16 protein-coding genes are annotated in these 18,989 nt (G+C 55.2%); 14 read left to right on the forward strand and 2 right to left on the reverse strand.

Translation table 11 applies throughout. The features are described 5' to 3' along the window. Positions 1 to 10 precede the first annotated feature (10 nt). The 8 genes from NST26_RS13110 (at position 11) to NST26_RS13145 (ending at position 6,448) form a co-directional block, all read left to right on the forward strand. On the forward strand, positions 11 to 448 hold the full coding sequence (locus tag NST26_RS13110; RefSeq protein ID WP_036729443.1) for a YlbF family regulator: 438 nt from the start codon (positions 11 to 13) through the stop codon (positions 446 to 448). Positions 449 to 491: 43 nt separating this feature from the next. After that, positions 492 to 755, forward strand: a complete 264-nt coding sequence (locus NST26_RS13115) for a YlbG family protein (RefSeq protein ID WP_036694997.1) — start codon at positions 492 to 494, stop codon at positions 753 to 755. A 65-nt stretch (positions 756 to 820) separates the two neighbouring features. Continuing rightward, positions 821 to 1,306 (forward strand): MarR family transcriptional regulator, encoded by a 486-nt coding sequence (locus NST26_RS13120; protein ID WP_340953489.1) that lies wholly within the window; start codon positions 821 to 823, stop codon positions 1,304 to 1,306. A 159-nt stretch (positions 1,307 to 1,465) separates the two neighbouring features. Next, positions 1,466 to 2,716, forward strand: a complete 1,251-nt coding sequence (locus NST26_RS13125) for an MFS transporter (RefSeq protein WP_340953488.1) — start codon at positions 1,466 to 1,468, stop codon at positions 2,714 to 2,716. A 239-nt stretch (positions 2,717 to 2,955) separates the two neighbouring features. After that, on the forward strand, positions 2,956 to 3,924 hold the full coding sequence (locus NST26_RS13130) for a GGDEF domain-containing protein (protein WP_340953486.1): 969 nt from the start codon (positions 2,956 to 2,958) through the stop codon (positions 3,922 to 3,924). A 117-nt stretch (positions 3,925 to 4,041) separates the two neighbouring features. Then, a complete protein-coding gene (locus NST26_RS13135; protein WP_340953485.1) occupies positions 4,042 to 4,479 on the forward strand; it encodes a hypothetical protein in 438 nt (145 codons plus the stop codon). 85 nt (positions 4,480 to 4,564) lie between these two features. Continuing rightward, the gene (locus tag NST26_RS13140) at positions 4,565 to 5,464 is read left to right on the forward strand and encodes a selenium metabolism-associated LysR family transcriptional regulator (protein WP_036729432.1); all 900 of its coding nucleotides are present in this window, start codon (positions 4,565 to 4,567) and stop codon (positions 5,462 to 5,464) included. A gap of 72 nt (positions 5,465 to 5,536) precedes the next feature. Next, positions 5,537 to 6,448, forward strand: coding sequence for a PHP domain-containing protein (locus tag NST26_RS13145; protein WP_340953483.1), 912 nt, complete (start codon positions 5,537 to 5,539; stop codon positions 6,446 to 6,448). Positions 6,449 to 6,705: 257 nt separating this feature from the next. Here the strand turns inward: NST26_RS13145 and NST26_RS13150 are convergent, their stop codons facing one another. Further along, complete coding sequence (locus tag NST26_RS13150; protein ID WP_340953481.1) at positions 6,706 to 8,592, reverse strand: Rqc2 family fibronectin-binding protein; 1,887 nt, start codon at positions 8,590 to 8,592, stop codon at positions 6,706 to 6,708. A 191-nt stretch (positions 8,593 to 8,783) separates the two neighbouring features. On the opposite strand from NST26_RS13150, the gene NST26_RS13155 reads away from it, so the two are divergent. The 5 genes from NST26_RS13155 (at position 8,784) to NST26_RS13175 (ending at position 16,718) form a co-directional block, all read left to right on the forward strand. Beyond that, positions 8,784 to 11,594, forward strand: a complete 2,811-nt coding sequence (locus NST26_RS13155) for a calcium-translocating P-type ATPase, SERCA-type (protein WP_340953480.1) — start codon at positions 8,784 to 8,786, stop codon at positions 11,592 to 11,594. Positions 11,595 to 11,709: 115 nt separating this feature from the next. Beyond that, the gene (dapF, locus tag NST26_RS13160; RefSeq protein ID WP_340953478.1) at positions 11,710 to 12,546 is read left to right on the forward strand and encodes a diaminopimelate epimerase; all 837 of its coding nucleotides are present in this window, start codon (positions 11,710 to 11,712) and stop codon (positions 12,544 to 12,546) included. 168 nt (positions 12,547 to 12,714) lie between these two features. Beyond that, positions 12,715 to 14,382, forward strand: a complete 1,668-nt coding sequence (locus NST26_RS13165; protein WP_340953477.1) for a spore germination protein — start codon at positions 12,715 to 12,717, stop codon at positions 14,380 to 14,382. Further along, on the forward strand, positions 14,372 to 15,577 hold the full coding sequence (locus NST26_RS13170) for a Ger(x)C family spore germination protein (RefSeq protein ID WP_340953475.1): 1,206 nt from the start codon (positions 14,372 to 14,374) through the stop codon (positions 15,575 to 15,577). Before NST26_RS13165 ends, NST26_RS13170 begins: the two co-directional genes overlap by 11 nt. A gap of 40 nt (positions 15,578 to 15,617) precedes the next feature. Then, positions 15,618 to 16,718: a GerAB/ArcD/ProY family transporter gene (locus NST26_RS13175; protein WP_339256029.1), complete on the forward strand. Its 1,101-nt coding sequence runs from the start codon at positions 15,618 to 15,620 to the stop codon at positions 16,716 to 16,718. Here NST26_RS13175 and NST26_RS13180 read toward each other — a convergent pair. Continuing rightward, positions 16,691 to 16,948: a hypothetical protein gene (locus NST26_RS13180; protein WP_339256031.1), complete on the reverse strand. Its 258-nt coding sequence runs from the start codon at positions 16,946 to 16,948 to the stop codon at positions 16,691 to 16,693. The genes NST26_RS13175 and NST26_RS13180 overlap by 28 nt on opposite strands. A gap of 166 nt (positions 16,949 to 17,114) precedes the next feature. Here NST26_RS13180 and NST26_RS13185 point away from each other — a divergent pair, with 166 nt between their 5' ends. Further along, the gene (locus tag NST26_RS13185; protein ID WP_036729413.1) at positions 17,115 to 18,989 is read left to right on the forward strand and encodes a bifunctional homocysteine S-methyltransferase/methylenetetrahydrofolate reductase; all 1,875 of its coding nucleotides are present in this window, start codon (positions 17,115 to 17,117) and stop codon (positions 18,987 to 18,989) included.

An 18,989-nucleotide genomic window follows, 5' to 3' on the forward strand; every position in this document is an offset into this window, starting at 1 on the left:
GTTGAAGTTCATGAGCGTAGCGGAATTAAATACGGTCGATATGGCTGAAGTGCTGACATACGCCTATGAATTAGGCGATATGATTAATCAATCCGCAGAAGTGTCGGATTACCTATACTGGAAGGGACAGGTAGATAACCATCCCCAAATCCAGGCCATGATCAAGCGGCTGCAAGGCAAGAAGGAGCTGTTTGACGAGACACAGCGGTTTGGTCATTTTCACCCGAACTATCACTCGGCCAAGGATGAGGTTGAGGCTGTAGAGCGGGAGCTGGAGCAGTTCGAAGCGGTGGTCCGCTTCAAGAATGCGGAGAAGACGCTGGATGATATTCTTCATTCCATGTCTGAGGCGATCGCATTCTCGGTCTCGGACAGTATTAAGGTCCCCAGCAATGATCCGTCCCCCAAAGGCGGATGCGGCAGCGGCGGCAAATGCTCCTGCGGATAAGCTGACCCGGTGAGGAGATAGAGAAAGAGAGGCGGATGAGCTTATGTTTGCGGAACGGACAGGTTATATTGTATGGGTTAGCGACGTCAAGGCGGCGCGCAACCTGGAGAAGTACGGCACATTGCACTACGTTTCCCGTAAAATGCACTATGCGGTAATGTACGTCAATGCGGAGCGCGCCGAGGAAGTCATGAAGAATGTCCGCAGACTTTCTTATGTGCGCAAGATTGAGCGTTCGTACCGCAATGAACTGAAGACGGAATATACCAGCAACGGACCGGACAAGTCCAAGTACTACGGTCTGTAGTTCAGGGATAAGGGTTATTTAGACAGACGCCGCTGGCGTCTGTTTTTTTAAGAGGGGGACCACCAATGAACAAAGAGGAACAGGTCTTAACCGCTTTCCGGGAATTATTCAATAAGATGAGCTGGCTGAACAAGTCGAAGATGGAGATCAGTCTTAAGGGCAATAAACCCTCGGAGGTGCACTGTATTGAATACATCGGACGACATGCAGACGTCAACGTGACCAAGCTTGCAGAGGCCTTGTACATGACCAGAGGGGCGATCAGCAAGATTACACGGAAGCTCCTGCACAAGGGGCTTATCGAGAGCTACCAGAAGCCGGACAATCAGAAGGAAATCTATTTCAGGCTAACCGGTCAAGGGAAGGCTGTGTATCAGATCCATGACGAATTGCACCGTGAGTTCCGGGAGCGGGACAGACCCGTGTTTGAGCAGGTGACCGATAGCCAGTATGCCGGTATGCTCAGCTTCATGGAGAAGTACAATAGGCATTTGGATGAAGAGATTAAGAAGCAGGAGTTGGAGCTGGAGAACAGCACGGAAGAAGATTAATTTCCCCTCTATACTTCAACAGAATATTACAGGCAGAGTTACTTTCACCCGGCAGGGTGTTTTTTTATATTCAATATTTTGTTTCCTTGGAATCAAAAGTGTGCTAGGATGATATTGTTTCTCAGGAAACAAATCATAAACTCTAAGGAGAGAAGATACATGTCCACATCCAAACCAGCTGACAATCAAGATCAACCTTCAGAACCAACGGTGGATAAGCACGCGCTTATATTCGGTCTAATCTCAGTATTTTTATGCGGAATAGGCTTCAGTATCATAGCTCCTGTGGTTCCATTCCTCGTCCAGCCTTACATTAGCGATCCCGGAAAACAAGCGGTGATGGTTACTCTGTTGACCTCAGTGTATGCGGCCTGCCTGTTCTGTGCGGCGCCTGTGCTGGGTGCGCTGAGTGATAAATACGGACGACGTCCGCTGCTTCTGCTATGCTTGCTGGGTTCGGCTGCCGGTTACTTCATATTTGGCCTTGGAGGGGCTTTATGGGTGCTGTTCGCCGGGCGGATCATTGAAGGGATCACAGGCGGGAGCATCGGTACAATCTTCGCTTATTTTGCAGACATTCTTCCGCCGGAGCAAAGGACCAAGTACTTTGGCTGGGTGAGTGCGGTGGTAGGGGCGGGAACTATTATCGGTCCGTCGATAGGCGGGCTGCTGGCCAAGTTCGGGTATTCGGTGCCCATGTATGCTGGCGCAGCGGTAACATTACTGAATGTGGGTTATGGCTTCCTGTTCATGCCGGAGAGTCTGGAGAAAAGTAAGAGACTGAAGGCAATCCCCTTAGTCAGGCTGAACCCCTTCACGCAGCTTGCGAACCTGCTGTCCATGAAGAACCTCAATAGACTGTTTGTCTCCGCCTTCCTGCTGTGGATACCGAATGGCTCATTCCAGGCTATTTTTTCACAGTTCACATTGGATAATTTCAGCTGGAAGCCGGTGATCATCGGATTGATGTTCTCTATCATGGGCTTGCAGGATATTCTGTCCCAAGGATTCATTATGCCGAAGCTCCTGAAAAGATACAGTGACCGGCAAATCGCCCTCCTCGGAATGGTCTCGGAAATTGTTGGATATGTCCTGTTTGCGTTGTCGGCCTTGTTCGCCTTTTATCCCCTTTTTATCGCAGGGATGTTTATCTTCGGCTTCGGCGATTCGGTCTTCGGGCCCTCGTTCAACGGAATGCTGTCCAAATCTGCCGCAGCGGGCGAGCAGGGACGGGTTCAAGGGGGCAGCCAATCGATTCAGGCGCTGGCGAGAATGATCGGGCCGCTGGTTGGCGGACAGCTCTATGTGTTGCTTGGACCGGCTGCACCGGCATTCATGGGGGTGATCCTCATTGGAGCGGCGATCCCTGTGCTGTATACGATTAACCGGGCAGGAGCATTGTCGAAATAGGTCGTTAGTGTGAAAAAAGGTGCGCAGAAGGCAATGCCCCGGCCCGAAGTTTATCCCTGCTTAATAATTCCAATCTATGCTGAAGAGAAGTTATTGAATTCAGGAAGACAAGCATACGGGGGATTAGATGAATAAGACAGGGACCCTTGGCTATGCGCTCGGGAGACCGGCTCATCGGCCTGAGCGTGGAGCGCTTCCGTCTCCGGTGCTCCAGTATCCAGTCAAGGGAGGGTGTAAGCATGTTTCTGCAGATCGGTGAAATCGCTGAACAAATCCCGGACATTTCGATTCATCACAAATGCGGGTTTGTGGACCAGATTTTCAAAAGCAATCCCCAGCTCCAAGGCGTAGCCGTCACGGAAAACGGGCGCACCGCCGGATTGATTATGAGGATCAGCTTTTATCAGAAAATAGGTACGCTGTATGGGTATACGCTCTATATGGGCAGAACTGTAGAACTGGTGATGGACAAAAATCCGCTGGTGGTGGACTATAACACGCCGATTATTGAGGTAAGCAGGCAGGCGATGTCGAGGCAGGATGAGAATCTGTACGACTATGTGATCGTGACTCATGAGAAGGCCCTGTTCGGAGCGGTTAGCGTACGGGATCTGCTGCTTAACTTCGCGGAGATTCAGGCGGTGGCCGCCAGCTTCCTGAATCCGTTAACAGGGCTCCCGGGGAATATCAGCATTACCGAGTGGATGGTGAAGTCGCTGCTGCAGGATGAATTCAGTGTGCTCTACATCGATCTTGACCATTTCAAGGCGTACAACGACACCTACGGTTTCAAGGAAGGCGACCGTATGATTCAGGCCACTGCGGAGCTGCTGAAGCGTGAGGCGCTGCGGATGAACGGATTCCTGGGGCATATCGGCGGGGATGATTTTATTATTTTTATCAGCGATTATCACTACGAGGAATGCTGCAGAAGCATCATCGCGGCGTTCGATACGGCAGTTAAGGATTTCTATCATGCCGGACATCTGGCCCAGAAATACGTGCTGACCGAGAGCCGTTCGGGACAACTGGAGGAGATCCCGCTGGTCTCGATCTCGATTGCCGTGGTTACGAACCGCAGCCGCCGGTTTGCTTCCATTGAGGAGCTGTCTGTAGAGGCGGCCCGCTTCAAAAAAAGCTGCAAAATGATCAGAGGCAGCAGCTATGTCGATGACAGCGATATCAGTATGCACCGGACGGGCAGCTGAGGTTTCGCCATGTAACTCTCCCGGGATGGCGGTATGCTTGAACAACGGCCGTCAATGCGGTAAGATTGACAACAATAAGAGCATGCCAAGACCCTTTTTACGTGGAGTGTGATGACTATGCAGGGCAAGGGGATGGACTGGTGGGGGGTGCACGAACCCTTCCATATCATGCTGAATAACTACGGGATTGCCGACATCGTGCTGACCCGGCATGCCAAGAGCCGATATGCGGACCGGGTAGCTGCTGAGGACAGCGGAAATGTGGAGGTGACCGCCTGGATCTGGCAGGCCCTGAAGCAGAACCGGCTGAGGCCTTACTCGAACAGTGATTATAATGCCTATCTGATCGATAATGATACGGTGATCGTGGCTGATTTCAGGCAGCTTGAGGGCGTCACGGCCCTCTCCGGAGAGCCGCTGTATGTCATGGTAATCGTGTCTTTTCTGGGCAAAATATCGGTGACTCCGCAGCTCCGGGATCTCAAGCGATACTATTCCTGGCTGCGACATTCCCGGCGCATGAAGCTGTCCAAGAAACGCCGCAGGCGCAAGTAGGATACTTGAAACGAGGGAGGCATGCGGCTTAGGGCTGCGTGCCTTTTTGCTTGAAGACTGAAATTAGCGAAGGAGTCAGTAACGTATGAATTTTCATCAGCTTCATATTTTCTATACCGTGTCCGAACGGGGCAGCTTCTCGGCGGCGGCGCAGACTCTGCATATGACCCAGCCTGCGGTGACGATGCAGATTCAGGCGCTTGAGGATTATTTCGGAACCAAGCTGTTCGACCGTTCCACCAAAAAAATCATACTCACCGAGGCCGGCCTGACGCTGATGCCGTTCGCAGTGCGCAGCATGCAGCTGATGCGCGAGACGGATCAGGCGATGTCGGCCTTCACCCACATGCTGGAGGGCCGCCTGATGCTCGGAGCCAGCCTGACCATCGGTGAATATGTGCTTCCCCGCCTGCTGGGGCCTTTCGGCAAGGAATATCCGAATATCTCGATTATGATGAAGGTGATGAACACTTCACAGATTATGGATGAGATTCATAAGCATCAGCTGAATTTCGGGCTGATTGAAGCGCCGGTCTCCCACCCGGACATGGTGATTGAGCCGGTAATGGGCGATGAGCTGAAGCTGATCGTGCCCCATGAGCATCCACTGGCCGGTCAGGCGGAAGTGACGCTGGCTCAGGCGCTCGCCTATCCATTCGTGCTGCGCGAACGCGGCTCGGGCACACGGCGGGTGATGGAGGAGCAGCTTGAGGCTAACGGGCTTGACCCTGCAGCGATGCAGATTGTGATGGAGCTGGGCAGTACCGGGGCGGTGAAGTCGGCGGTAGAGGCAGGGCTGGGGATTACAATTATCTCGACCTCCTCGGTCAAGCATGAAGTAGCGCTCGGCCTGCTGAAGATTGTCAATCTGACGGATGCCTCCTTCAAACGGCAATTCTACGCTATTCATCTGAAATCGACCTTACTGCCGATCTCGGCGGTAACCTTCCTGAGCTTCCTGCGCCAGCATGCCGGTGGACAGTAACGGATATGCATAGCTAGATGTGTGTAGCTGCATGAAAGCATGTAAACTTACTTGAAAGAACGGAGGAATTCCATGACAGACCCTACAAGTCATAGCGGGCATTCAGAGGCGGAGTTAGCTACAGCGGGTCTTGCTGATACAGCCGGCAGATGCGACCTGCACACCCATACCCAGGCCTCGGACGGCATGCAGCCGCCAGCAGAGAATGTGCGGCTTGGTTACGAGGCTGGATTGGCAGCGCTAGCCATTACCGATCATGATACGGTCAGCGGAGTAGCGGAAGCACTGGAAGCAGGCAAGCGGTACGGGATTACTGTAGTTCCCGGAGTAGAGATCAGCACACGGCAGAGCGGCAAGGAGATCCATGTCCTCGGTTACTATATCGACATAGAACAGGAACTGCTGTTGTCCCGCCTGGAGGAGCAGCGGGGTATCCGGCTCGGGCGTAATGAAGCAATTCTGGAGAAGCTGCGCGGGCTGGGCATTGCGATCACCCTGGAGCAGGTAGTGTCAGGGCTTGGCCGGGAGCTGAAGCCTGATGAGAGCATCGGCCGCCCGCACATCGCGGATGAGCTGGTGCGGCTGGGTGCAGCCGGAGATATGCGGGATGCCTTCGACAAGTATCTGGGCGAAGGTGCGGCGGCCTATGTCTCGCCTCCGCGCATTACCCCGGAGACGGCCTGCCAGTGGATTCGTGAAGCAGGAGGTGCAGCGGTGTTGGCCCATCCGGGAATCTACGGGGATGACGCACTGGTGCGCAGAATCGTGGAGAAATGTGATTTGGACGGCATCGAGGTGTATCATTCCGATCATGGCCCGGCAGAGCATGAGCGCTACCTTGCACTGGCTGCGGAATTCGGCCTGAGTGTAACCGGCGGCTCGGATTTTCATGGTGCGCGGCAGGGCGTTGTTTTCCACGGGGATCTCGGCAGTGTGAGTGTGCCTGCCGCTGTGCTGGAGCAGCTTAAGGCTGCCAGAGGCTGACTGTAGGACACAGCAAAGAGCGCAGGATACAAAAACACAAAACGCCAGACACAAGACACAAAACACAAAACACAAGACACTAAAAACCTCCGACCCTTAGCGCAGGCGCTACAGGACGGAGGTTTTTTGGTAGGAGCAATCCTTACTGTTAGTAAAGCGCATGATCAGTAAGAGGAAACCACCTACTATTGTGTTCGGTTTTCCGCATACAATGTGCCGTTCACCTTCGCACCAGCCCAATGTATTCGGTTTTCCGCTTAACTCCGCAGCACATTCGGCAATTGCTTGATCCGCTCTTCATCGGGCGTGACGAAGAGTGTCCGCTGATGATCGTAGATGACGAAGCCCGGCTTGGCTCCGCTCGGCTTGCGCACGTAACGGATGAGCGTACAGTCCACCGGCACACTGCTGGATTGCTTGGCCTGGCTGTAGTAGGCAGCGAGCTGAGCAGCTTCCTCCAGGGTGGCATCGCCGAATTCCTCACTGCGGATCACCACATGCGAGCCGGGAATATCCTTGGTATGCAGCCAGGTATCGTTCGGAGCAGCGAGGCGGTTGGTGACATACTCGTTTTGCAGATTGTTTTTGCCGACATAGATGTCAACCCCTTCAGAGGAAGTGAATACCTGCAGCGTAGGTCTGGCAGCCTTCTTTTTCTTCTTGCCTTTTTTGCTGCGGTCGCGGAGATAGCCTTGGCTAACCAGCTCCTCGCGGATCTCCTCAATGTCATTCAGTGAGGCATGGGCTAATTGCTGGAGCAGCAGTTCCATATAGGCAATCTCTTCGTGTGTCTTCTTGACCTGCTCGCCGATCACCCGCAGGCTGTTCTTGTACTTGTTATATTTTTTGAAATACCGCTGTGCATTGTCTGTAGGGCTTAGCAGCGGGTCGAGCGGAACGGTAATCTCCGCCTGATTCTCATCATAGTAGTTTACTAGCTTTGCTTCCTTGTCGCCTTTGTTCACGGTGTGCAGGGAAGCGAACAGCAGCTCGCCCCAGATCCGGAACTGGTCTGCATCCTCGGCTTCGTTCAGATCCTTTTGCAGGTTGGCCAGCTTCTTGATGTTCTTGCTGCGCTCGTTGCTGAGGAAGCGGATCAGGTCGCTAACCCGCTGCTTAACCGTGTCCTTCTCCGCCTTGTCCCCGTAATAATCCTCCAGGCACAAGCTTATGGAGCTGTAATGCTTCACATTCCCGCTCATGAGCTTCAGCGGAATGGCCGAGAATACCGGCTTGCCCTTGGCATTCCAACCGGTGACTGGAGCGAATTCCAACTTGCTGACCGGCTCCATGACGGAATGGAAGGCTTCCCAGAGCTGATCGGGCTTATCCATCCCGCTGCTGAAATCCTCAGCTTCTCCGCCCATCTCCTTGTAACGGTGGAGGATCTCTCCGGCGATCAGCGGACTCAGGCCGCTGAAGGCGTGGACCAGCCAGCCGGCCGGCTCTGCTGAAGGGGCCGGGCCGCCTGAGCCGTCAGCCTGCGGTGCCTCAAGTGAGGCCAGCAGTCCGGCGATCTCGCCCTCGATCATATCCTCCTCCGGCTCCTGAGGATGCTCGGCGGCGTAGCGGGCCGCTTCCTCTGCCGAGGCTATCAGGGTAAGGAAGTCCGGCTGGCTGATCTGCAGCGGATTCAGCTTATGCTGCTGCGGCGGCTGGGTATAAGCCGCTCCCGGCATAACGACCCGGTAGCTGCTGATTGACGGGGTGACATGATGAATGCCGTCGATAATCGTCCCCGTGGCCAGCTCGGTCAGAATGATGTTGCTGTGGCGTCCCATCAGCTCGATGATGATTTTTTTGGCGGAGACATCCCCCAGCTCATCCCGTGTTCTGATGGTGATATGAATAATTCGTTCAAGCCCCACCTGGGTAATGCTCTCGATGGTGCCGCCTTCACAATGCTTGCGCATCAGCATGCAGAACATCGGCGCTTCCGCCGGGTTGATGCTGCTTCTCTCGGTCAGGTGCAGCCGGGGGTAGGTCGGGTTCGCCGACAGCAGCAGCTTGCCGCCGCCGCCCGCACCGCGCAGGGTGAAGATGAGGTCATGTGTGCTGGGTTGATATATTTTGCCGACGCGTGCACCGATGAAGGGCTGAAGCTCATGCACGATCGCTTGGGTAACAATGCCGTCTAATGCCATGATAAGGTTCTCCTGTCGCCTGATAATAAAGTACTCCCTCTATGATGCCATACTTTTACCGGTTCGCGCAAAAGGAGAAACCTAGATGCGGTGATATTTTGGGACGACCATGAATACACTTGGACATGAACAGGTGGAAAAGCTGTGCGCCGCCGGAAGTCAAGAAACGACCGGGAGGGGAAAGATTAGTTATGGAACAAAAAAGCTGGCACCGGCTCGGTGCAGAGGAGCTGCAGGAGATGTTCGGCGTTCAGCCGGGAACGGGGCTAAGCGCCGAGGACGCCGCCGCAAGACGCAAAGAGAGCGGGTACAATGAGCTGTCTGAGGGCAAAAGGGTATCACCTTTTACGCTGCTGCTCAATCAGTTCAAGGATTTCATGGTACTGGTGCTGATGGGGGCGACTCTGGTATCCGGCCTGCTCGGCGAATACTTAGATGCCATTACGATTATCGCGATTATTCTGCTTAACGGGGTACTCGGATTCGTGCAGGAGTTCCGCGCCGAGCGTTCGTTAAGAGCATTGAAGCAGCTCTCCGCGCCTACGGCCAAAGTGATGCGCGGCGGGAAGCAGGAGGTGCTTCCCGCCAGAATGCTGGTCCCCGGAGATATCGTCCTGCTGGAGAGCGGGGACCGGATACCGGCAGATGTCCGCTGGCTGCATTGCAGCAGCATCTATGCCGAAGAGTCGGCGCTGACGGGGGAGTCGCTGCCGGTCTCCAAGCATGCCTCGGCGATCTATGCTGAAGACATCCCGCTGGGCGATCAGAAGAATATCGGCTTCATGGGGACGATGGTGACCCGGGGAACCGGCCGGGCTGTGGTCATCCGCACCGGTATGGCTACCGAGATGGGCAAGATTGCCGATCTGATCCAGAACACCGAATCCCAGGAGACCCCACTGCAGCACCGGCTGGAGCAGCTCGGCAAGATTCTGATCTATGTCTCACTGGGGCTGACCATTGTTGTGGTTCTGGCAGGAATTATGCATGGTCAGCCGGCAACGGCGATGTTCCTGGCCGGGGTGAGTCTGGCGGTGGCAGCTATTCCCGAAGGACTTCCGGCCATTGTGACGATTGCGCTTGCGCTGGGTGTCCAGCGGATGATCAAGCGCAAGGCGATTGTCCGCAAGCTGCCCTCGGTAGAGACGCTGGGCTGCGCCTCCGTCATCTGCTCGGATAAGACAGGAACCCTGACGCAGAACAAAATGACAGTCACCCAGCTCTGGAACGCCGGACGGACCCTTGAGGTATCAGGGGAAGGTTATGCTCCGGTAGGAAGTGTGCTCCAGAAAGGCCGGCCCGTTGATCTGAAGAATGACCAGAGTCTCCGGCGCATGCTTCAGGTGGGTGCATTATGCAGCAACGCAGAGATTTATGAGAGCTTCCCCGACACGCGCAGCAAAAAGAAAGGCAAAGGTGCAGAGGCCGATAAAGGGGCTAACGCCCAGCCGGTCTGGGAACTGAAGGGCGATCCTACGGAAGGTGCGCTGGTCGCTTTGTCTGCCAAAATGGGACTAACTGCCCAAACGCTTGCCGTAACCTATACCCGGGAGACGGAGTTTCCGTTCGATTCTGAACGCAAGCTGATGTCGGTGGTTGTGAATCACCCCGGCGGCCGGATGATCTGCACCAAAGGCGCACCCGATGTGCTCCTGAATTGCTGCACGTATATGCTGTGGGAGGGCGGAGTCGTGCCCTGCACGCCGACCTTGCGCCAGAAGGTGCTGGATGCCAATGAACAGATGGCTTCCGGCGCACTGCGTGTGCTGGGGATGGCTTACCGCGATCTGCGGAGCGGAGAAACGGCCGGCAGCGAGAAGGAAGCGGAGAGCCAGCTTGTCTTCGTGGGTCTGGCCGGGATGATCGATCCGCCGCGCAAGGAAGTGCGCGATGCGATCAGCGTGACCCGCCGGGCAGGCATCAAGACGGTCATGATTACCGGCGACCATGGGACGACCGCAGAGGCGATTGCCCATCAACTCGGCATTCTGCAGCGCGGCGGCAGGGTTCTGACTGGTAGCGAGCTTACCCGGATGGACGATGATGCGCTCGATAAGGTATCGGACAATGTCTTCGTCTACGCCCGGGTATCTCCGGAGCATAAGCTGCGGATCGTCAAGTCGCTGCAGCGCCACGGCCATGTCGTAGCGATGACTGGCGATGGAGTAAACGATGCGCCTGCAATTAAGGCCGCCGATATCGGGATCTCAATGGGAATCACCGGTACGGATGTGACGAAGGAGGCTTCGGCCCTGGTCCTCGGGGACGATAACTTCTCAACCATCGTGGCCGCCATTGAAGAGGGACGGAATATCTATGAGAATATCCGCAAGTTCATCCGGTATCTGCTGGCCTCGAATGTCGGCGAGATTCTGACCATGTTCTTCGCCATGATGCTCGGGCTGCCGCTGCCGCTGGTTCCGATCCAGATTCTATGGGTCAATCTGGTTACAGACGGCTTACCTGCAATGGCGCTGGGCGTAGACCAGCCGGAGAAGGATCTGATGGAGCACAAGCCACGCGGTGCAAAAGAAAACATCTTTGCCCGGCGGCTGGGCTGGAAGATTGTCAGCCGCGGGCTGCTGATCGGACTCTGTACCCTGGCCGCCTTCTGGCTGACGCTGCGGATTGATCCAAGCAGCGCGCAGCAATTGATCCGCGCGCAGTCGGTTGCTTTTGCCACCCTTGTGATGGCTCAGCTCATTCATGTGTTCGATTGCCGCAGCTCGCGCTCGGTCTTCTACCGGAATCCGTTCCAGAACAGATATTTGGTTCTGGCGGTCCTGTCCTCTGTGATCTTAATGCTGGCTGTAATGTACCTCCCTGTGCTTCAGCCGGTGTTCAAGACCGTTCCGCTCAGCTTCCGTGAATGGTGCCTGGTGTTGGTGATGTCCGGAATCCCGACCTTCCTGATGGGAGCGGGCAGCGTCTGGGGCGGCAAGAAGAACCGCAGCCGCAGCGGTGGACGCCAGATGATAAAAAGTACAAAGTTTTCAGCATAAAATCAATAGCCTCACTCCACTCCTATAAGGTATGCTGGTTTCACTGAGAAGCTTGGTTTATGATGAACCAGGAATGTGGAAACAGCTGATCTTACTTATAGGAGTGGACCTGACAATGGAATTTACTAAAATGCACGGTTTGGGCAATGATTTTATTATCGTATTCGGCGAGGATGAGCTGCCGGGCAATGCCCCGGAGCTGGCAGTTAAGCTGTGCAACCGGTTCTTCGGCATCGGCGCAGACGGACTGGTGTACATTCTCCCTTCGCAGCGCGGCGATTACATGATGCGTATCATGAACTCCGATGGCTCTGAGGCTGAGCAATGCGGCAATGCGATCCGCTGTGTATCCAAATATGTATATGAGCATGGTCTGGTGGAATCGGAGCAGATTGTCATTGAGACGATTGGCGCCGGAGAACAGAAGGTCTCTCTGAAGGTGAAGGACGGGATCGTGGAGAGCGTAACGGTGGATATGGGTGCGCCGGTCCTGTCCGGACCGCAGATTCCTGTAGCGATCGACGCGGAGCCTGTGCTGGACCAGCCGGTTGAAGTAGACGGCACAGCGTTCAGATTCACCGCAGTCTCCATGGGGAATCCGCATGCAGTCATTTATGTGGATGATGCAGTATCGTTCGATCTCGCTACCTGGGGACCGAAGCTTGAGGTTCACCCGCTCTTCCCGCGTAAGGTCAACGTGGAGTTCGCCACCGTAGTGAACCGTGGCCACGTGGACATGCGCGTCTGGGAGCGTGGTGCAGGTCCCACCCTGGCCTGTGGAACAGGTGCTTGCGCGACTCTGGTCTCCTCCGTGCTGAACGGAGTGACGGACCGCTCGGCGGTCATCAGCCTGAAGGGCGGTGACTTGTTCATCGAATGGAACGAGGAAGACAATCATGTCTATATGACCGGCCCTGCCCAGGTGGTATATACCGGTTCAGTGGATATCTGATATTTGATTCCCATATAAACACTTGCAATCCCCTGCATGCCAGATGCAGGGGGTTTTTTATGTAATTCTGAGCCGGTATGGAACTGGAGTATGAAATGAAAGCCGAATAATGGCAGGCATATCCGCGAATAATAGAACTCTGCATAGAATCAGGGAGGAGGAGCGGAAATGAAGTCAGGGTCCAACCGAAAAGCACAGAATGCGGGAGCAGATCCTGCACCGCGACCGGGACAGCCGCAGGGCAGCGTTCCCTTGGGCCTCGCGGATACGGTCGCCCAAAGTCTGCTTCACATTCAGACGGAGCTTGGCGGCAGTCCAGATCTCCAGATCCGCAGAATCCAGATCGGGGGAGAACGCCGGCTGGAAGCGGCCGCTGTTCATCTAAGCGGACTGGCGGACCCTGCGGCAGTGAATGAATTCGTACTCGGTTCACTGCTGAATCATACGGAGGAGCTGTTCCTTGACAGAACGGATGGCGGTGCTGATAGCCGCGGGGAAGAAGCTTCACTTCCGCAGCAGATACTTAGCCGTGCAATGGAGACAGGTGATGCGGAGCTCCAGGAGAATTGGAAGGAAATCATGCTCGCTATTCTCTCAGGGGACACAGCGATTCTGCTGGAGGGCTGCCGGTCAGCGATTCTGTGCGGAACCAGGGGCGGGGAGCAGCGGGCGGTCAGTGAGCCTTCCTCCCAGCTCGTGGTCAGGGGGCCGAAGGACGGGTTCGTCGAGTCGGTGGCCACGAACATCTCGCTGATCCGCCGCAGAATCAAATCCGCCAAGCTGCGCCTGGAGGTCTTGAAGATCGGTTCGGAGACCCATACCCATGTGGCGCTGATGTACATGAAAGGGATTGCGGGGGAGGATCTGATCCGCGAAGCCAGAGACCGGCTGAACAAGATTGTTATTAATGAGATTCTGGAATCCGGAAATATTGAGGAATTAATTCAGGACAAGACCTTTACGCCGTTTCCGACGATCTACAACTCGGAACGGCCGGATGTGGCTGCAGGAAATCTGCTCGAAGGCCGGGTGGTTATTATTGTGGACGGCACGCCGTTTGTGCTGATTCTTCCGGCGGTGTTTACGCAGTTTTTTCAGTCTGCCGAGGATTATTCCCAGCGGTTCGACATTAGCATATTAATGCGGCTGGTCCGTTATTTGAGCTTCCTCGTTCTGATTCTGGGGCCTTCGGTCTACCTTGCGCTGACTACCTATCATTATGAGATGATTCCGACCACGCTGCTGATTAATCTGCTCTCCCAGCGGGAGAATGTACCCTTCCCGGCCTTTGTGGAGCTGCTCTTGATGGAGCTGGCCTTTGAAATCCTGCGCGAAGCCGGGGTACGCATGCCTCGCGCCATCGGGCAGACGGTCTCTGTGGTCGGTGCGCTTATCCTGGGTACGGCGGTGGTAGAGGCCGGCATAATTACACCCATCATGGTTATCGTAGTGGCGTTGACCGGGATTGCCAGCTTTGCCCTACCGGCTTACAACATGGCGATTGCCGGGAGAATTATCCGGTTTGCTTTTCTGATCATGGCCAGTATATTCGGCTTCTATGGAATTACTCTGGGCCTGATCCTGCTGGTGGCACATATGAGCAGCCTAAGATCCTTCGGTGTTCCTTATCTCTTCCCCTTCGTGCCGCTCTCCATTAAAGGGCATAAGGACACACTGTTCAGAATGCCGCTCTGGCTGACCGGGCCGGACAAGCCGCCGGCACAGATGCGCGAGGAAATGCCGGACTACATGCTGCTAACGACTGGTCATGAAGAGCAGCTCCCCCCGTTAATCCGCAAGAATAGCAGGACTGAGGAGGAGAACCGTGAGGAATAGAATCTTCGGCGGCATAGGTGTACTGTTTGTCCTTCCAATGCTGTTGCTTACCGGCTGCTGGGACAGTGTTGAACTCAACCGGCGGGCGATTGTCTCGGGGGTAGCGATCGACAAGGGAGACACTGAGGCTGAGCGGTACAAGCTGTCCTTTCAAGTGATTGTGGCGGAGGAAATCTCCGGAGAGAAGAGCAGAGGTATATCGCCGGTTGCGCTGTACACAGGAACAGGCCGCACGATGTTCGAGGCGCTGGCAGACGCTTCCCGCCAGACGGCACGCTTCCTCTCCCTGGGACATGTGCGGGTGCTGGTGATCTCGGAGGCGTTCGCCCGCGAAGGCATCAAGGACCTTCTCGATGTGCTGGAGCGGGAGAGCGATACACGGCTGAACAGCCTGATTTTCATCTCCAAGGGACAGCCTGCGCGTGAGATCATGTCCACAATGACCGTGTTCAGCAAAATCCCGGCCAATGATCTGGTGGAGAAGCTGGAGACGACCTCCAAGCAGTTCGGCTATAACTTCCGGATGGCCGTGGATGATGTGATCCGGGGCATTCAGATCAGAGGAGGCGGTCCGGTGATCAACGGGGTATACACCAGAGGAGAGTGGACTCCCTCATCGGGCAGCAATGACAGCCTGAAGAATATCGAACCCCGGTCGATCCTGAGAGTCTCCTCCCTTGCGGCATTCAAGGATGACAAGCTGAAGGGCTGGCTTACGGGTGACGCTGCTCTCGGTACCGTTCTTTTGCATAATCGGATCAAAGAGTTCCCGGTTCTGCTCAAGCAGCAGGAGGGCCGTTATCTCTCCTTCAACATCTATCAGTCCCAGGTGTCACTTGCCGTCGAGTCGTCTGACCCGGAGCATCCTGTCTTTACGGTCAAAATCACGCAGCAGGCTGCGCTCAAGGAAGCTCCGAATCCGCTCGATCTTACCTCGCCTAAAGTGCTGGAAGAGCTGTCAGACCGGCTCATAAAAGAAAGCGTCAAGCATATCCAAGCAGCCATAAGCACAGCCAAAGAATTGGGCAGTGATTATCTCGGCTTTGGACGGGCATTGCAGCGGAAGGATCCGCGCGGCTGGAAGAAGGTCAGGGACCACTGGGAGGACGTATTCGCAGACTGTGAAATCCGGTTCGATGCGGATGTAGTCATCCGGCATACGGATATGCGCAGCAACTCTTTTCAGATTCATTAAGTCTGCCGGTAAGGTAACCGGGTGGGGAGGACCACAGAATATGGGTAAGGTCAAAATCGGACTCGTCGAATTCTTCAGCCTGACGGTGCTGTTCGAGCTGGGCACGGCGCTGGTGGTTAATCTGGGAATGGGGGCAGGCCGGGATGCCTGGCTCTCGATCCTGCTCGGCTGCGCGGCGGGGCTGATGATGTTCACGGGATACGCCTATCTGTACCGCAAGCATCCGGACCAGCCTTTTACAGCTTATACACGGCAAATTCTCGGAAAATATATCGGGGCACCTGTAGGCCTGCTCTACATTATTCTCTACATAAACCTGGCCGCCAGGGATTTGCGCGATGGCAGCACCATGCTCGCAATGTCAACCATGCATCATACTCCGCTGTTTATCTTAAGCACCCTGATGCTGCTCTCGGGAGCTTATGTGCTGCATAAGGGGTTGGAGGTGCTGAGCAGAACGTCCATGGTATTTGCGTTTGTCGTTCTGGGGATCGGCCTGTTCGGGACCGTGATGCTGATACTCTCCGGTACGATTAATCTGCACAGACTGCTGCCTGTACTGGAGAATGGCTTTCAGCCCGTGCTTCGCTCGGTGATTCATCAGAATTATATGTTTCCGTTCGGGGAGATGGTGTGCTTCACGATGCTGATGCCGTACCTGTCCAGTGTCAAAAAAGGGCCTTGGATTATCGCCGCCGCCATGGTGTTCTCCGCGCTGCTGCTCAGCTTCACCATGGCGCTGAATGTTTCGGTTCTGGGTGCTGATATTGTAGAGCGTTCGCCGCTCCCGCTGATGCCGACAATCAGCAAGATCTCCATTTCGGATATCATCCAGCGGGTGGATATTTTCGTGGTGATGGTGCTGATCATCGGGGTGTTTTTCAAAATGGCTGTCTTCTTCGCTGCCGCGCTTATCGGAATTTCGGACCTCTTCAAGATACCGTACCGGAAAATGCTCTATCCCTGTGCGCTGATTATCCTCTTCACCTCGATGCTGGATGCGCGAAGCTTCATTGAACATCTGGATGAGGGCGGGACCCTGCTGTACAAGGTGTATCCCTATTTAATGATAGTCGTTCCGGCGCTGCTGGTAATAGTAACGGCGGTCCGCGATCATTTCTCCGCCCCCCGGCCGGGCTGACGGCCGCTAACCCAATAGATGACATCAGGTATGATAAGGAGCAGCACCAGCACAGCCGCAGTCAGCTTCTCCGAGGTAGTATAGAGCAGATAATTCAGTATATAGCGGATATTCTCCGTGCCGTAGCCGAACATCCAGTCCAGCATGTACAGGTACAGCAGCGAGAGCGCCGACAGCAGGAGGATTACGGCATATTTGCGCAGCAGCAGTTTTCTTATTTTTTTCTTCATTCTTACAGTCTCCTTCTGGCAAGATTAAGCGTAGTATGAATCATTTGCCGGACTGGCATACAAGAATAACGGACGGTCGCCTCTTTTGCCTGCTAAAGCTTATCATCCATCCCGATTTATGTTACATTAGTATGAAACTAATGTCAGTCAAGGGGAGGTTCTTGCGGTGAAGCCGGATTTGCGCTCTGCATGGGAGAACAATGTGTTGGTCGGAGACGGAGCGATGGGAACCTTTTTGTATCAAAAGGGTTTCCCTGTCGGCATCTCCTACGAGGAATTGAATCTGACCTCACCGGAGGTCATTGAGGATGTGCACCGGAGCTATATCAATGCAGGTGCTGTACTGCTGGAGAGTAATACCTATTCCGCGAACTACGACAAGCTGTCCAAGTTCGGACTGGAAGCCAAGGTAGCGGATATCAACCGGGCAGGAGTCCGCATTGCCCGCCGGGCTGCAGGCGAGAATGGTTATGTAGTCGGAGCCATCGGCTCGATCCGCGCAGGCAAACGGGCGAATCTGTCCTCCTCCGAGCTGAAGAAGTTCTTCTCGCAGCAGATTGCCGCGCTTCTGGAGGAAGCGCCGGACGGGATCATGCTGGAGACCTTCTATGATGTCGAGGAGCTTCATCTGGCGCTGAAGGCTGTGCGTAAGCTCAGTACGCTGCCGGTAATCTGCCAGCTGGCTGTGGACGATTCGGCGCGGACGCTGGATGGATTAACCCTGCCGGAAGCGTTCCATATTCTGCAGCAGGACGGAGCCGATGTGATCGGCTTCAACTGCAACACCGGACCGAACGGGATCAAGCGTGCGCTGGGTACGCTACAGGGCAAGCTGGCGCTGCCGGTGTCGATCTATCCGAATGCGGGGGTAGCCGATTATGTAGACGGCCAGTACCGCTATGGCGCCTCGCCGGAGTATTTCGGACAGATGGCTCCGGTGTTCGCGGATATGGGCAGCCGGATTATCGGGGGCTGCTGCGGGACTACCCCCAAGCATATCGCTGAGATCTCCGCTGCCCTGAAGGGCTATGTGGTGGAGCCGCTGCCTGAGCCCGCTGCCTTCAGTGCGCCTGAGAGAATTGCGGTGCAGGAGCATCTGGCGGATGACGGGGGACAGGGAGGCGGCGAACCGACGCTTGTCGATCTGGTCAAGGAACGCCACACCGTTATCGTAGAGCTTGACCCTCCGCGCGATCTGGACATCGCGAAGTTCATGAAGGGGGCAGAGGCGCTGCGCCGGGCCGGAGCCGATGCGCTGACGCTGGCTGATAATTCGCTTGCTGTCACCCGGATGAGCAATATGGCGCTGGGGCATCTGGTGCAGGCCCGCACAGGCCTGCGGCCGCTGGTGCATATTGCCTGCCGTGACCGCAATCTGATTGGCACCCAGTCGCATCTGATGGGCTTCGACGCGCTGGGGATTGACCATGTGCTGGCCGTGACCGGAGATCCTGCCCGGTTCGGGGATTTGCCCGGCTCAAGCTCGATCTATGACCTGACTTCATTTGAAATTATACGTATGATTAAGCAGCTCAATGACGGCGTGGCCTTCTCCGGCAAGCCGCTCAAGCAGAACGCGAAGTTCGTCATCGGCGCAGCGTTCAATCCCAATGTCAAGCATCTGGACAAAGCGGTCGAGCGCCTGGAGAAGAAGATTGCCTCGGGTGCGGATTATATTATGACCCAGCCTGTGTATGATCCTGAATTGATTGCCCGGATTGCCAAGGCTACTGAGCACCTGGATATTCCGATCTTCATCGGCATTATGCCGCTGGCCAGCGGACGCAATGCAGAGTATCTGCACAATGAGGTTCCCGGCATTCAGCTCTCCGCCGAGGTCCGCAGCCGGATGGCCGGACTCGAAGGCGAAGCGGGACGGGCCGAAGGGGTGCTGATCGCCAAGGAGCTGCTGGATGCGGCTATTGCACATTTTAACGGAATCTATCTGATTACGCCGTTTATGTTCTATGATATGAGCGTGCAGCTGCTGGAGTATATTTGGGAGAAGCAGGGACGTAAGTTATCCCCCTTGTTTCGCTAG

It is taken from the genome of Paenibacillus sp. FSL R7-0128 (genome assembly GCF_038002245.1).
Lineage (GTDB): Bacteria > Bacillota > Bacilli > Paenibacillales > Paenibacillaceae > Paenibacillus_AQ > Paenibacillus_AQ silagei.

What these genes read in the sequence shown, in the direction of transcription:
- NST26_RS13110 (WP_036729443.1), top strand. Translation starts at nt 11, where the DNA reads ATGAGCGTAGCGGAATTAAATACGGTCGATATGGCTGAAGTGCTGACA.
- NST26_RS13115 (WP_036694997.1), top strand. Translation starts at nt 492, where the DNA reads ATGTTTGCGGAACGGACAGGTTATATTGTATGGGTTAGCGACGTCAAG.
- NST26_RS13120 (WP_340953489.1), top strand. Translation starts at nt 821, where the DNA reads ATGAACAAAGAGGAACAGGTCTTAACCGCTTTCCGGGAATTATTCAAT.
- NST26_RS13125 (WP_340953488.1), top strand. Translation starts at nt 1,466, where the DNA reads ATGTCCACATCCAAACCAGCTGACAATCAAGATCAACCTTCAGAACCA.
- NST26_RS13130 (WP_340953486.1), top strand. Translation starts at nt 2,956, where the DNA reads ATGTTTCTGCAGATCGGTGAAATCGCTGAACAAATCCCGGACATTTCG.
- NST26_RS13135 (WP_340953485.1), top strand. Translation starts at nt 4,042, where the DNA reads ATGCAGGGCAAGGGGATGGACTGGTGGGGGGTGCACGAACCCTTCCAT.
- NST26_RS13140 (WP_036729432.1), top strand. Translation starts at nt 4,565, where the DNA reads ATGAATTTTCATCAGCTTCATATTTTCTATACCGTGTCCGAACGGGGC.
- NST26_RS13145 (WP_340953483.1), top strand. Translation starts at nt 5,537, where the DNA reads ATGACAGACCCTACAAGTCATAGCGGGCATTCAGAGGCGGAGTTAGCT.
- NST26_RS13150 (WP_340953481.1), bottom strand. Translation starts at nt 8,592, where the DNA reads ATGGCATTAGACGGCATTGTTACCCAAGCGATCGTGCATGAGCTTCAG.
- NST26_RS13155 (WP_340953480.1), top strand. Translation starts at nt 8,784, where the DNA reads ATGGAACAAAAAAGCTGGCACCGGCTCGGTGCAGAGGAGCTGCAGGAG.
- dapF (WP_340953478.1), top strand. Translation starts at nt 11,710, where the DNA reads ATGGAATTTACTAAAATGCACGGTTTGGGCAATGATTTTATTATCGTA.
- NST26_RS13165 (WP_340953477.1), top strand. Translation starts at nt 12,715, where the DNA reads ATGAAGTCAGGGTCCAACCGAAAAGCACAGAATGCGGGAGCAGATCCT.
- NST26_RS13175 (WP_339256029.1), top strand. Translation starts at nt 15,618, where the DNA reads ATGGGTAAGGTCAAAATCGGACTCGTCGAATTCTTCAGCCTGACGGTG.
- NST26_RS13180 (WP_339256031.1), bottom strand. Translation starts at nt 16,948, where the DNA reads ATGAAGAAAAAAATAAGAAAACTGCTGCTGCGCAAATATGCCGTAATC.